Here is a 14,341-nt window from a genome sequence, read left to right as displayed (position 1 = left end):
TCTGGTCTCGCCTTGGGGACTTGATCAGTTGGAAGAGCGGGGCGTCAGGGCCAGGGCCTCGACCGCGTAGAAAGGGCCAGACAGCGGCGCGGTGAACAACAGGCAAAGGTCGGAATCGCCCGTGCCCGACGGCAAGGCGCCCTGGAACTTCAACCGGTTGTCGGCCGTGGCCGGATCGGGCAGCGGGAAGGTCGCGACCACCGTCCCCTCACAGCCGCCCGCGCGCACGACCAGTTCGCCGAACCGCGTGGCGTTGTAGTGCCAGCGGACCTTGTCGGTGTCCGCCGCCAGGCCGTAGTGACGGGGCACGCGCGCGACCTTGACCTCGAACCCGCCGGCCAGGTCGAGCGGCGCGGCCGGGTACATCGCGCAGGTGTCGAACAGGTTGACGTTGAAGGCCGGCGCGTCGGCCTGGGCTTCCGAGGTCAGCGGCACGCGCAGGCCCAGCGCCCCCTTCGGACAGGCCGTCAGTTCGGTATTGCTCCGGGTCAGCAGCGCGTTCCGGCCAAGGTCGAAAGACTGCGGCTCGGCGGTCGGGCGACCGTCGGCGGCGAACGCGGCCGCGCGAACCGTGGTCCCCACCGGAACCTTGAGCGGCTTGCCGTACAGCGCCGAACGCCCCGTCGGCGTCTTGCCGTCCAGCGTGTAGCGGATCTGGCCGAAGCCGGTCTGGGTCGACAGGGCCAGGGTGGCCTGTCCCGAGCGTAGCGCCGCGCCGCGACCACCGTCCAAGGCGAAATTGATCGCGAAGGCGCCGACGGCCGCGTTGATTCCCTGGCGGGCGTAGCGCAGGCGCTGGATGTCCAGGCGATTCAGGAAGCCCGACCAGTCGCGCCGATCCTTGGGCGACCATGTGATCTCCGAAACCGCGTCCAGGCGCGGGAAGATCGCGTGACGCACCTGCGACGGCGTCACCAGGTATTCCGTCCAGGCGTTGGCCTGAGCGCCCAGCACGTGGCCGGCCTTGTCGGGGGCGATGCCCTTGGGCATCGGCTCGTAGGCGTAGACGTCCTTCAGGGTCACGATCGACAGCCGGCCGGGCGGCTCGTCGGCGCGGTTGCTCTGCAAGCTGTCCAGGTACAGTGTCGGGGCCGGCGACAGCACCACGTCGTGACCCGCATTGGCGGCGTCGATCGCCCCCTGCTCGCCCCGCCACGACATCACCGAGGCCGAGGTCGGCAGGCCGCCCTCGAGGATTTCGTCCCAGCCGATCAGCCGCCGGCCATGTGACGCCAGGTATTGGCCCAGATGCTCGATGAACCAGCTCTGCATCTCGTGCTCGTTCTTCAGGCCCAGTTCGCGCATGCGGGCCTGGACGGCGGGCGAACTTTGCCACTGGTCCTTGATCGCCTCGTCGCCGCCCACGTGGATGTAGGTCGAGGGGAACAGGTCCATCAGCTCGTCCAGCACGCCTTCGATGAAGGTCAGGCTGGGCTGGTCGACGTCGAACAGGTAGGGGTTCACGCCCCAGTCGACGCTGACGGGCGGGCGGTCGCCGAAGACCCCGATCTCGGGATAGGCGGCGACCGCGGCCTGGGCGTGGCCCGGCAGGTCGATTTCCGGCACGATGGTCACCGACCGTTCTCGCGCATAGGCCACCAGGTCGCGGATCTGGTCCTGGGTGTAGAAGCCGCCATAGGGCTGGGCCGAGGGGGCCTCGCCCGCCGTCGGCGGTGTGCGCCAGGCGCCGATTTCCGTCAGCTTGGGATAGCGCTTGATCTCGACCCGCCAGCCCTGGTCGTCGGACAGGTGCAGATGCAGCACGTTCATCTTGTGCGCCGCCATGGCATCGATCAGCGGCTTCAGCGACTCGGCCGGCTGGAAGTGGCGGGCCACGTCGACCATGATCCCGCGCCAGGCGAAGCGCGGTTGGTCGCGAACGGTCAGGGCCGGAACCTTGACCGGGCGACCGAACGCCGCGTCGGGGCTGAGCAGCTGGGCCAGGGTCATGGCGCCGTACAACAGGCCGGCGTCGTCCTTGGCGGCGATGCGCGCCCCCTTAGGCGTCACGGTCAGCACGTAGCCTTCGGCCGCACTCACCGACGGATCCCGGATCAGGACGATGATCCCGGCCCCGCCCTCTTGCGCGACGAGGTCCAGGCCCCGCGTCTGCTTGACCTGGCCGGCCAGCAGCCGCGCGGCAGACAGGGCGGCGGCGTCGCCGGCCGGGACCGAGATCACGGCCCCAGAGCGGACGGCGAGCGCACCGTGGCCGGGCGTCAGCTCGGCCGGAACCGGAATGATCGGCGCCGGCGAGGCGGCCAAGGCCGAACCGGCGGCCAGGGCCAGGGAGAGAGCCGCCAGACTGGCGGCCGCGAAATGGTGAGCGGGTCGCATCGGCAATCCTTAGCGCTTGACCACGGGAAGGGCGTCCCAGACGGCGGGATCCTCGGACCCCAGCACCCAGGCGCTGAACCCGGCCAGGCCCTGTTGCTTGACCACCTCGTAGCGGGCCTTGAAGCTGCGGGCGTCCGGCATCGACACCCACTCGTTCATCTGGTCGCGGTAGAGCACGTACCAGCTCTCCTTCTGGACCTCGTCCCACTGCACCTTGACGCCGTATTCCCGCGCCATCGGCATGGACTCGTCGGCGTCGAAATAGACGCCGCTGATGTTGACGGCTTCGGTCCCGTCAGGGCGCACCGGATTGTCGGCGAACCAGCGGTAGCCGTAGAGCGGGATACCCAGCGAGATCTTCTCGCGCGGGACCACCTTCAGGGCGTAGTCGAGGTTTTCCATCACCCAGGGCATGCCGCCGACAGGACCCGGCGGGGTCCAGCGCGTGTGCTGGTCATAGGTCATCAGGCTGACCTCGTCGGCGATCTTGCCCAGGGCCTCGATGTCATAGGCGCCGCGCCAGTATTCCCACATCCACTTGGAATAGGCGCCCTTGCCCGGATGGCCGGGGGCGTTGGGCACGACGGCCACGCCCATCGTGAAGCCGGCGGCGTGCAGGGCCTCGGCGGTCTGCTTGGCCATCAGGGTGAAGGCGTCACGGTCCAGATAGCTAATGTTCTCGAAGTCGAAGTGGAAGCCGACATAGCCGTTGGCCTTGGCCTCGCGAACCAGGGCCTTAATCATCGCCTTCTTGGCCGCCTCGTTCTGCATCAGCTGGTGCAGGCCGGCGCGGTCGGTCAACGAGATGATCGGCATCACCGGCAGGCGCGCGGCCTTGGCCTTGGCCAGGATCCCCGGATTGGGGGCTCCAGTGACCAGGCCGTCCTTGGACACCCCGTACCAGGTCGGCACCAGCAGGCCGATCTTGTCGATATGCTGCTCGAAGGAGCGCGTCGATTTGGGCGTTTCCATCAAATAGAACAGCGCCACGGGCTGGGTGGCCTTGCCCTGGGCCTGGGCGGCGCCGGCAAAAGCGGTCCCCAAGGCGGCGGCGAGAAGTACGCGGGTCAGGATGCGGCGCATGACGGCCCTTTCACTCAGGCGAAGTTCGATTAGGCGAGTTCGATGCGGTAGACGTAGGCGGCGTGGCCGGCGGGCTGTCCGCTGACCGCCAGCCGCAGGCCCTCGGCCGTCTGGCTGAAGGCGACGGGCCGGCCAGTGCTGAGCGCAGTGACGGAGCGAACCTGGTCCGCCGGCTTGATCGAGGCGATCAGGGCCTGGTCGCCTTCCGGCGCGCTCAGCTGCAGGGCGTAGAGCCGCCCGTCCCGGGTGGTGAACCGGAAGTCCTTGGCCGTATAGGGCTTGGTCTTGGTTTCCTGGAAGGAGCCGTCGGCGATCTCTGTCGGCCCTTCGCCGAACACCCGCCAAGGCCGCGAGCCGTAGATCGCTTCGCCGTTCAGGGCCAGCCACTGGCCCATGGCCAGCAGGGTGTCGCGGGCCGCCGGCGGAATGCTTCCGTCCGCGTGCGGGCCGACATTGAGCAGCAGGTTGCCGTTCTTCGAGACCACGTCGACCAGCAGGTGGATCAACTGGCCGGCGCTCTTGTAGGTGTCGTTCTCGATGAAGCCCCAGGCCTTGTCGCTGATCGAGGTGCAGGTCTGCCACGCCGAGGCCTGGATGCCCGGCGCCTGGCCGCGCTCGATGTCCAGCACCCCGGCCCCGACCGGCATCGAGCCGAGCTTGTAATTGACCACGGCCTGCAGGCCCTTGGCGGCCTTGGTGTTGTAGTACTGGGCCAGCATGGCCGGCAGGGCGGCGCGGAACTCGGCCTTGCCGATCCACCAGTCGAAATAGATCAGTTCGGGATCGTAGAGCTCGACCAGCTCGGCCGTCCGCGCCAGCCAGTCGTCCACCCAGGCCTGGGAGACGGCGGTGAAGTCACCATAGAGGTCGGCGTCGTCCTTCCCCGACAGGCGCAGCTGGGCGGGGCCGTAGAGCTCCAGGTAGCGGGGGTCGTTGACGTCGGACGGGATCTTGCGGCCTTCGTCGAAGAACCAGTCGTGCTCAGCCCGATGGCTGGAGAGGCCGAAATGCAGCCCCTCGGCCCGGGCGGCCTTGGCGAAGGCGCCAATCAGGTCCCGCTTGGGACCGGTCTTGACGGCGGTCCAGTCCGACAGCCGGCTGTCGTACATCGCATAGCCGTCGTGGTGCTCGGCTACCGGCACCACGTAGCGGGCGCCCGCCTGCTTGAACAGGCTCGCCCAACCGGCCGGGTCGTAGGCCTTGGCGGTGAACTGGGGGATGAAGTCCTTGTAGCCGAAGCGGTCTTGCGGTCCGTAGATGGCCCGGTGGTGCTCGTATTCCTTCGAGCCCTCCTGGTACATCAGGCGCGAGTACCACTCGCCGCCAAAGGCCGGCACCGAATAGACGCCCCAGTGAATAAAGATCCCGAACTTGGCGTCCTGGTACCAGAGCGGCGGCTCATAGGCTTTCAATGATGGCCAGTCAGGGCGGAACGGGCCGGTCGCCGCCGTCGCGCGGGCTCGTTTGAGCACCGCGGCGCGCGGCGCATCGAACTTGGTCGCCGCCCGCCGCCAAGCCTGGTCGATCTTCTCCGGACTCAAGGTCTTGGCCGTCGGCGCGGTGGGCGAGACTGTCGGCTCGGCCGCGAGAGCCGGCTTGGCGACGACGGCTGTCGCACCGGCCGCGGCGACCGCCAGAAAGGCGCGACGGTCGAGGCTGTTCGGATCGGTCTTGGACATCAATGCACCGCCGGATTGCTGGAAAGCTGCGCGGGATCGGGCGGGAACGGCGCCGAGCCCAGCTTGAAGGGTCGATATTCGGCCGTCTCCCCGCCCGAGCGGACGCCGGTCAAGGTCAGGACATCAAGGGTGAGACGGACGACGCCGTCCACCGGCTTGTCCCAGGCGCCCGTCACGATCGCCGGAGCCCCGAGATCAATATCCGTCGGCGGACTTTCTCCGACCACCGCGCCGTTCTGGTCCAGGGCCTTCCAGCGAACCCGCTGGCCGATCAACGGATAGGACGGCAGGGTCCCGGCCGCGCTCGGCGCAACCTTGGCGGTGAAGCCCTTGAGACCGCCCTCGCCCACCGTCCAGGACACCGACACATCGAGCGCGCGGTTGCGGTGTTCCCAGGCCGCGTAGGACGGCTTGCGCTGCCGATACTCGTCGACGACGCCGTGGTCCACATAGCCATCGACCGACCCGGCATAGAGGTTCCGGTTGGAGTGGTAGTCCTGGTAGGTCCAGAAGATCGCGCCGCCCACGAAAGACCGCTTCTCGAACGCCGCCATCTGGCCCCGCAGGTTCTCGACACGCGCCGCGTCGGCCGTCTTCGGATCGGCCGAGAACGGGCCCGGCCAGCCGAACTCCGAGATGATCAACATCTTGTCGGGATAGGCCTTGTCGAAGAAGTCCAGCCATGGCTCCACCGAGCCGGCCCCGCCGCTCCAGGTGCCGAAATAGGCGTTGGCCATGATGAAGTCGGCCTCGCGCAGCGCCTGGGCCGGCTTCCAGGGCGCGATCGACACGTCTGAGTCCGCGAAGGTCACGAAGCGGCCGGGATCCAGCGCGTTGATGTGCGCCTTCATGGCCCGGAAGAACGCCAGGCCGCCAGGCTTGGAGGCGTCGCTCTCGTTCATCACGCTCCAGGCCAGGACGCTGGGATGGTTGCCAGCCTCGGCAATCATCTCATCCATCTGGCGCTTGGCCAGCGGCAGCAGGCGCGGATCGGCCAGTTGGGCCTCGTTCATCTGCCAGATCGGGATTTCCGGGACCAGCAGCACGCCCTGGCGGTCGGCCTCCTCTAGCACGGCCTGCGGCTGCGGATAGTGCACCGGCCGGGTCAGGGTGACGTGCAGCGCCGCGAGGTCGTTCCAGTCCTGGCGGATCGTGCCCGCACTCTCGGCCTGCCCCTCCCATGGGGAGTCCTGGTGGCGGGTCACGCCGGTCAGGCGCACGGCCCGGCCGTTCACGTACAGTTTGCGGTCCTTGATCTCGATCTTGCGGAAGCCGATCGTATCCGTCCGTTCGTCCAGCAGCCGCCCATCCTCGTCGCGCAACTGCACCGACAGGCGATAGAGCTTGGCCGCGCCGACGTTCCACAGCTGAGGTCGCTCGACCGTGAAGCTCAGCGACGGCTCGGCCGCACCGCTCGCCGCTACCCGCAGCGTCTGTTCGGCGCGGCCCACGACGCGGCCGTCCGGATCCTCGATCGCGGCGGTCAGGCGATAGGCGCGTGTCTCCGCATCGACGTTCTCGACCCGCACCCGAGTGACCGCCGTCGCACGGTCAGCGGACAGCTGCTGGGTGATCGTCTGTTGACGGATCAATCCTCCGTCAGCCACGCTCAGCCAGACGTCGCGCAGGATACCGCCGTTGCGCCACCAGTCGTACCAGACGTTGCCCGAGGCTTGGAGCCGCATGGCGTAACCCGGGATGGTGGCTAGGCTCGGCCGATTGTCGATGGCCACGGCGATCCTGTTCTCGCCGGGCCGGACCAGCTTGCTGACATCCAGATGATAAGCTGTGAAGCCGCCTTCGTGGGCGCCGGCTTCGACGCCGTTCACGAAGATCCGGCTCTTATAGAAGGTTCCGCCGAAATTGAGCTCGACGTGCCGGTCCGTCAGGCCTTCGGGCAGGACGAAGGTTTTGAAATACCAGCCGACACCATCAAAGGCCTGGTCCTGGCCCAGGTTCCAGGTGTGGGGCACGGTAACCGCCCGTGCGCCCTCGGGCGGCCCGGCGGTCCAGCCGGCGGAGAGCCCCTCTCCTTTCGAGTCAGTGCGAAAGCGCCAGGCGCCGTCGAGATCGAGCCGCGTAGCGGCGGTGGCATGGCCGCCCAAAGCCAAGGCGAGGATCAGCAGGCGTAGAAAATTGCCAATCGTCCTCATCCCCACTCCCTATCGTTTCGGCTTGAAAGCCGACACCGAAGACTGAGTCTTCGAAAGCATGCACTCGCCGGGATCCAAGCCTCGTCGTCGGCGTCACGACGTCGTCAGTGTCCCAGCGCGCTTGGACGCCTCCCAAAAAAAGGGCCGCCGCCTTGCAGGTGCGGCGGCGGCCCAGTCGGGGAGAAAGTAAACCCTACATCTTGTAGGCGAAGCTCAGGGCCAGCACGCGACCGTTCTTGTAGAAGGCGGTCGGGGCGTCCTTGGTGCCGCTGTACGAATAGTAGGTTTCATCCAGCAGGTTCTGGGCGTTCAGGTTCAGCGACATGCGGTCGGTGAACTTGTATGAGGCCGAGAAGTCGAGCTGGTTGTATCCGTCGGTGCTGTCTTTCGAATTCAAACGACCAATGCCGGTGAAATACGAAGAGCGGTAGTTGTAGCTAAGACGCGCTTGGAACGGTCCCTTCTCGTAGTAGGGAATGACGTTGACCGTGTACTTCGACAGGAACGGCATGTTGTAGTCCTGGACCTCCGCTTCCGAGTAGGAAACGTTGGTCTGGATGCCGAAGCCCCAGGGCAGATCGCTCTGGAACGACACGAGCAGGCCGCTGACCTTGGCGTCCTGCGCATTGATCGGCAGCGTGACGCTATAGGTCTCGGTTTTCTGAGTATTCGGATTGAACAGCTGCATGTCGGTGGTCTTGGACACGACATAGGAGCTGATGTCGCGATGGAAGACTTCCGCCGAGAGCATGGCGCCCGGCGCGAAGTACCATTCGGCCGACAATTCGAGGTTCAGCGCCTCATAGGGCTTCAGGTCGGGATTGCCGCCGCCCGCCGTGTGCTGGTTGTCATCCCGGCTGAACGCCCCGGCCAGTTGGCCGTAGCGGGGCCGAGCGACGACCTGGGCCGCGGCGCCGCGCACCACCACGTTGTCCCCAAGCGCGTAAGCCACGTTCAACGACGGCAAGAACTTGTTGTATTCGTTCATGGTCTTTGCCGGCACATAGGTATTGCCGTTGTCGTTGCTCAGCCAGTAACGCGAGTCGTCGTTGGTGTTGACGAAGCGGCCACCGATATTGCCCCGCCAGCCGTTTTGCTCGAAGTCGCCCTGCACGTAGGCGGCCGCGATGCTTTCGTCGACCTTGAAACTGGCCCCATAGTCGGTGCTGTAGAACGAGTACTTCCGCGCCTTCAGCAGACGGATAACCTCTTCCTTCGGAATGGTCGTGAACTGAGTGGCGTTGCCGGTAGCGCCCAGACCGCTGAACAGGTCCGCCGGCGTGGTGATCGTCTTAATATCGGCGAGGCTGAACGGCGTGTCCGAATAGTCGGACGTGCCGGCCGAGGATTCCTCATTGCTGTGGTCGGAGTACTTCAAGCCGAACCGGATCTTGGTGAAAGGACCCCACTCAACATCACGCTTGAAGTCGACCTGGCCGTAAGCCTCTTCGTCCGAGGTCACGCCAGTATAGACACCGCCGAGTTGGAAACCCGTGAACGTCTGGCCGTTGCGGTTGACGGTGCCGTTCTTGCGGCTGGCGAAGGTGCCCGGGGTGCTCGGATCGGAGGTATAGTTGACCACCGTGTTCTTGCCGTCGAAGGCATAGGTGAAGCCTGCGCTAGTCATCGCCGAGAACAGGTACTCGGGATCCTTGCCGCCCGTGGCCTTGGTGTAGCCGACGTCGGCGTGAATGTCCCACGCGCCAGGCTTCCAGTTGGCGGCGAAGTTCAGGCTGTCGTTCTTGATCGTCGTCTTACGATAGTTCGTATCAAGCTGGGCGGTGTCGCCGTTCGACTTGGGACCGAAGACGCCCTGGGTCATCAGGCCGTTATTGACCGTGGCCGCCTGAAGGGTGGTCGGCGTCCAGACCGCGACCGAATATTCCGACTGGCTGTAGTTGTTGTACTTGCCGTCGATGTGCAGGCCCGTGACCAGGAACTCCAGATCATCCGTCGGCTTGTACTGCACGGCGCCCGAAAGGCCGATCCGCTCGCGCGTCTGGTCGAAGTAGGCGAAGTTGATGCAGCACGGCAGGCGCGAGGCGCGCAGGGTAGCCAGGCTGGCGTTGGTCGGCGCCGCACCGTTGATCGTCGGGCCGCCGGTGACGTTGCCGCTGGCGTCGTAGGTGAAGGCGCTGTCGAAGCTGTCGCCGCCGCTGTAGCCGAAATATTCGACGCCAGCACGGGTCAGGTGCTGCTTGTCGTAGGTGGCGCCCAGCAAGATGCCCAGGCTGCCGGTGCTGTCCTTCCAACTATAGAGACCCGAGGCGCGGGCATTGCCCTTCTCGGAACGATCGTTGTAGGCGTAGCCGAGCGAGCCTGAGAAGGTGTTGGCGTCCAGGTCCAGCGGCTTGCGCGTGTGGACGATGACGGTGCCGCCCAGGCTGCCTTCATCGATCCGGGCTTCCGGCGACTTGAAGACCTCGGCGCGGGCGACGATCTCGGGCGCCAGCAGCGAATAGTTGAAGCTGCGGCTTGAGCGATCGGACGGGTTGCCGCCCCAATCGGCCGAGGCGATGCTGTGACCGTCGACCAGGATGCGGTTCAGCGCCGGGTCGGTGCCGTGGATGGCGACCCGCTCACCTTCGCCGAACTGGTGGTCGACGCTAACGCCCGGCACGTGAGCCAGAGCTTCGGCGACGTTGCGGTCGGGGAACTTGCCCACGCCATCGGCGGTGATGACGTCGACCACGGCGTTGGCCTCGCGCTTGACCTGGATCGACTTCTTCAGGCTCTCGCGCAGGCCGGTGACGACCACTTCGTCGACCGTCGTCGCCCCGCTGGCCGTCTGAGCCGACGCTGCGCCGGCCATGAACACGCCCGCCAGCGCGGTCGTCAGCAGAATATGTGCTTTGAGGCTCATTTCGAGTCCCCTCCCCTTGGGCGCCGCAGCTCCCACCCTCGCCAGACCGTCGCCACGACAGCCGCCCAAGCCGCCAAGACCCCTAGAGACCAATCCAGGACCATTGGAATACCTGATGCGAGCCTGAGCCTACGTTTGGGCTCCCACCTTCGTCAATTAGTAAATTAAATTTCATATATAATTCTGAAATGGCCTCAGAGGCGTAGTCCTTTAGAATGATCAGGACCCACGTATATGGTTGTAGAAAAAGGGGATTTTTAGGGACCGCGCCACGCAAAGGTCCACGACCGGCCATTGTGGGCTGCCCAATTTGGACAGGGCCAGCCGTGGTAATTAAAGCAAATTGATGTTAGTTAGCCATTGGGCTGAAAATGGTCTCATAGGTGGTATGCGCTTGGTTGATCACTCCAGGACGTCCCGCGTGATCCCCGGCTCTCGCCCGCCTCCCTGAAGGGGCAGGTCATTTATTCCCTTCCGGCCGCTTGAGACCTCGCTCCCATGAAAGACCTAGGTAATCCCATGTCCTTCTCCGACATCGTGGGCCGGCTTGAGATTGAAGACACGACGCCGCTTTATCTTCAGCTGCAGCGCGTCGTGCGAAACGCGATCAAGCGTAACGTGTTGACGCCGGACGTCGCCATTCCGCCCGAACGGGACCTGGCCGAGGAATACGCCGTTTCACGCATCACCGTGCGCAAGGCGCTCGGCGGCCTGGTGGACGAAGGTCTTCTCAGCCGCCGTCGAGGCGCCGGCACCTTCGTCACCGGTCGGGTCGAGAAGAGCTTCTCTAAGCTGTCTTCGTTTTCAGAGGACATGCTGTCTCGCGGGCGCCGCCCACACAGCGCCTGGATCAACCGCTCGCTCGGCGCCGTGACCCCCGAGGAATCGCTTTCGCTCGTCCTGTCTCCCGGCGCGCCGGTCTATCGATTCCACCGGATCCGCTACGCCGACGACTCGCCTATGGCCCTGGAATATTCGACCATCCCGGCCTACTGCCTGCCGTCGCTCGATGCGGTGGAGGACTCCCTTTATGAAGCCCTGCACAAGGCCGGCTATCGACCTGTGAGGGCCTTGCAGCGCCTCCGCGCCGTCACGTTCACCAGGGAGCAGGCCGAGACGCTGGGTGTCCGTCCGGGCGACGCAGGGTTGCTGATCGAACGACGCGGCTTCCTGCCGGACGGCCGCGCGGCGGAGTTCACCCAGTCCTACTATCGCGGCGACGCCTATGACGTGGTCGCCGAGCTCAACCACAATCTCTAGGGCGGCCCGGAGCCGCAAAGGCTGCCCGAAGGGTTCTTCGAACGGCCTTGCCCAGCGTCCTTCGCAGACGCCTAGAACTGCATGTTGGCGCCCACGAACACCGTCCGTCCGCTGGTGGTGTCGTTCCACAGCCGGTGGGCGCCGGTCGCGCCGAACCCGTTATTGTAGCTGTTGTACTGGGACTCGCGCTCGTTGGAGAGGTTCACGGCGTCAAGCGTCAGGCGTATCCCCGGCGTCAGCTGATAGAAGGCCGCCGCGTCGATATAGGTTGTCGCCTTGAAGCCGCCGCTGTCGATCGTGTACTCCGAACGATAGTTGGAGGAGATCCGCGCGCCCCACTTCGCCGTCTCGTAGTAGAGCGTGACGTTGTGGTTCAGGTCGGACATCCCGTAGATCGCGCCCTTCTGGGGCTTGCCGTTGACGAGGTTGGTCGTCTCGGAGTCGATGAAGGTGACGTTGGCGACGACACCCATGTTCTTGAATGGACCCGGCAGGAAGAAGAAATCGCTCTGGGCGCTGAGTTCCAGGCCGGTCAGCGTGGCCTCGTTGAGGTTCACCGACCGGGTGTAGGACGATACGATCGTCGACCCGGTGACGCCCGGGTACAGGCCTTCGGCCAGGCCGGTGCTGGCGTAGGTGACATTGTTGACGGTCTGGCTGCTGACCAGGCCGTTGATCTTCTTGTGGAAGACGCCAGCGGTCAGCATGCCGATGCTGCCGAAGTACCATTCGGCCGACAGATCGAACTCGTCGGAGGTGTAGGGGTTGAGGTTGGGATTGCCGGTCGACACCGTCACGCTGGTCCCGTCGACGCTGATCGTTCCGTTCATCGCATAGGCGGCCAGCGAGGGACGGTTGATGTTCTGGGCTGCGGCGGCTCGGATCTGGAACTGGTCTGATACTTCCAACACGGCGTTGAAGGCTGGCAGCACGCCGGAATAGGTCTTCTTGGCCTCGGTCGGCGTGTTGACGCCCTTGACCGCCATGACGCCAGACGAGATCAAGTCGGTGTCATAGGCCCGCAGGCCGGCGTTCCCCCGTACGGGCCTGCCAAACAAGATGGTCTTCCAGTCCAGCTGGAGATAGCCGGCCTGGGTGTCCTCCTCGACCTGGTAGATCGCCTTGGGCGCGCCCAAGGTGCGGGTAACCCCGTAGAAGGCCAGAGCCTTGTCGAAGTCGACGTTCACCCAGGACTGGTCGTGGTGCTTGTCGAAGATCGTGTAGTAACTGGTGACGTGATCATCCAGCGTGCCCTTTTCCCAGGCCGTCTTGTTCACGTCATCGTTGGTCTGGGTGTAACCCGAGTTCTCGAAGCCGCGATACGAAACGCCCGCCTTGAAGGTCAAGGCGCCGTTCAATTCCCAAGCTGCGTTCAGCTCACCGTTCTTCAACTCGGTGCTCTGATAGGTGGCCGAGAAGTCGATCTCGTGGGCCCGGTAGTTGTTCGGATCGGTGGTGTTCCACTTGTAGGTGTTGTGGCCTGCGTCGCCGCGATAGTCGGTGATCAGCCCGCCGAACGCCTCGGTGTAGAACTTGTCCGAGATAGGAATGTCGTAATCCGACGTCTCCTGACCGATATGACCGTCGACCGTCAGGCGGTCGGTGGGCTTCCACTCGCCGGTCAGCACCAACTGATCGAACGTGTTCCTGGTCTGCTGGCGACGGGTCTCGGTGGCGAAGACAGTGTTGTCGACATCCGCGTAAACGACCGTGTTGTACTTGTCGTACTGGATCGAGTTCAGCACCGGCGGGGGACTGACCAGGTTGCCTGAGTGAGGGGTGGCTGCGCCCAGTATGGTCGAGTTCAGGCTGGCGCGGGTGGCCAGACTGTTCTCGTCCCTGTCGTTAGTGAACTTGCCGTGCAGGGCGTCGAGAGTCAGGGTGAGGTTCTCGACCGGACGCCATTGCAGCGCGGCCGTCACGCCAAGGCGCTCCTGGTCCGAGCCCCAGACGGTCAGTCGGTTGCCGCGCTGGAAGATCAGCTCGCCATTAATGGCCTTGGCCTGGTCGGCCGCGCTGAGATTGACGACATTGGCGGCGAGGGCCTTGGTCGTGGGGGCGGCGTAGGTGTTGTAACCCTGCTCCTGGGTCTTGCGCTTGGAATAGGCCACTGAGACGAGGACGCCGAATTTGTCGTCCCAGTTCCTGCTGAACATCGCCGCGCCGCGCGGCTGGAAGTCCTTGGTCGCCGAGTTGGTGCCGCCCTGCAGGGACAGGGCGGCCTTGGTTCCCGAATAGTCGAACGGCTTGGCGGTATAGAGGCCCACCGTGCCGGCCATGCCGCCTTCGTCCTGCTCGGCCGAGAACGACTTCCGTATGTCGACCTTCGAAAACAGCTCCGAGGCGAAGATGTTGAAGTCGAACGCCCGATCCCGCGAGGTCTGGCCGCGGCTGTCCATCGGCGAATCGACGTTGCCCAGCACCTCCATGCCGTTCAGCTGCACACGGGTGAAGTCAGGGCCCAGGCCGCGCAAGCTGACTCGACGCCCCTCGCCGCCTTCCCGGTTGATGGCCACGCCCGGCAGGCGCTGCAGCGACTCGGCAAGGTTGAGGTCGGGGAACTTGGCCATGTCCTCGGCGACGATCACGTCGGCGACAATGGCGCTGTCCTTCTTGGCCACGCGCGCCGCGCCCAGCGACTTGCGAAAGCCCTGAACGACCACTTCGTCGACGGCGTTGTCGGCCGGGGAAGCCGCCGGCGCGACGTCGGCCGCCTCGGCCGAGCCGGCGGACAGGACCGTGACGAAGACGCAGGCCGCGGCGCTCATGACCAGCGCCTTCTTGATTGGTGACATGGAAAAGCCCCTGTACTGGCGGCGGAGGGAGACAACCCAAGCTGGGCGTCCGGCGAGAGGCCGGGCGTTAGGGGTGTTCCGTGACTCCCGGTTCTCGTTTCGAATAAGGGTTTGTGACGACGACGGACGGGGCGTCGACCACCGACGCGAAACCGTCATCGAGCGTGGCTA

At 65.2% G+C, this 14,341-nt stretch carries 7 protein-coding genes; 1 reads left to right on the top strand and 6 read right to left on the bottom strand.

Annotated elements, in window-relative coordinates:
• Positions 1-24: 24 nt before the first annotated feature.
• The 5 genes from ASD47_RS01265 to ASD47_RS01245 all read right to left on the bottom strand — a co-directional run bounded on the left by ASD47_RS01265 (position 25) and on the right by ASD47_RS01245 (position 10,115).
• Positions 25-2,337 carry a beta-N-acetylhexosaminidase gene (locus tag ASD47_RS01265; RefSeq protein ID WP_056750446.1) on the bottom strand — a complete coding sequence of 771 codons (2,313 nt, stop codon included), beginning with the start codon at positions 2,335-2,337 and terminating at the stop codon, positions 25-27.
• Between the two features lie 9 nt (positions 2,338-2,346).
• Positions 2,347-3,420, bottom strand: coding sequence for a glycosyl hydrolase family 18 protein (locus tag ASD47_RS01260; RefSeq protein ID WP_056750441.1), 1,074 nt, complete (start codon positions 3,418-3,420; stop codon positions 2,347-2,349).
• Between the two features lie 29 nt (positions 3,421-3,449).
• A complete protein-coding gene (locus ASD47_RS01255; RefSeq protein ID WP_082564398.1) occupies positions 3,450-5,099 on the bottom strand; it encodes an alpha-L-fucosidase in 1,650 nt (549 codons plus the stop codon).
• Positions 5,099-7,252, bottom strand: coding sequence for a glycoside hydrolase family 2 protein (locus ASD47_RS01250; RefSeq protein WP_082564397.1), 2,154 nt, complete (start codon positions 7,250-7,252; stop codon positions 5,099-5,101). Before ASD47_RS01250 ends, ASD47_RS01255 begins: the two co-directional genes overlap by 1 nt.
• 193 nt (positions 7,253-7,445) lie before the next feature.
• Complete coding sequence (locus ASD47_RS01245) at positions 7,446-10,115, bottom strand: TonB-dependent receptor (RefSeq protein ID WP_056750435.1); 2,670 nt, start codon at positions 10,113-10,115, stop codon at positions 7,446-7,448.
• Positions 10,116-10,634: 519 nt separating this feature from the next.
• Between ASD47_RS01245 and ASD47_RS01240 the strand changes: the two genes are divergently transcribed.
• A complete protein-coding gene (locus ASD47_RS01240; protein WP_056750430.1) occupies positions 10,635-11,375 on the top strand; it encodes a GntR family transcriptional regulator in 741 nt (246 codons plus the stop codon).
• 71 nt (positions 11,376-11,446) lie between these two features.
• On the opposite strand, the gene ASD47_RS01235 is transcribed toward ASD47_RS01240, so the two are convergent.
• On the bottom strand, positions 11,447-14,329 hold the full coding sequence (locus ASD47_RS01235) for a TonB-dependent receptor (RefSeq protein WP_369800247.1): 2,883 nt from the start codon (positions 14,327-14,329) through the stop codon (positions 11,447-11,449).
• Positions 14,330-14,341: the final 12 nt, after the last annotated feature.

Source organism: Caulobacter sp. Root1472 (genome assembly GCF_001426985.1).
Taxonomy (GTDB): domain Bacteria; phylum Pseudomonadota; class Alphaproteobacteria; order Caulobacterales; family Caulobacteraceae; genus Caulobacter; species Caulobacter rhizosphaerae.
This window is presented reverse-complemented; position numbering and strand designations above follow the sequence as displayed.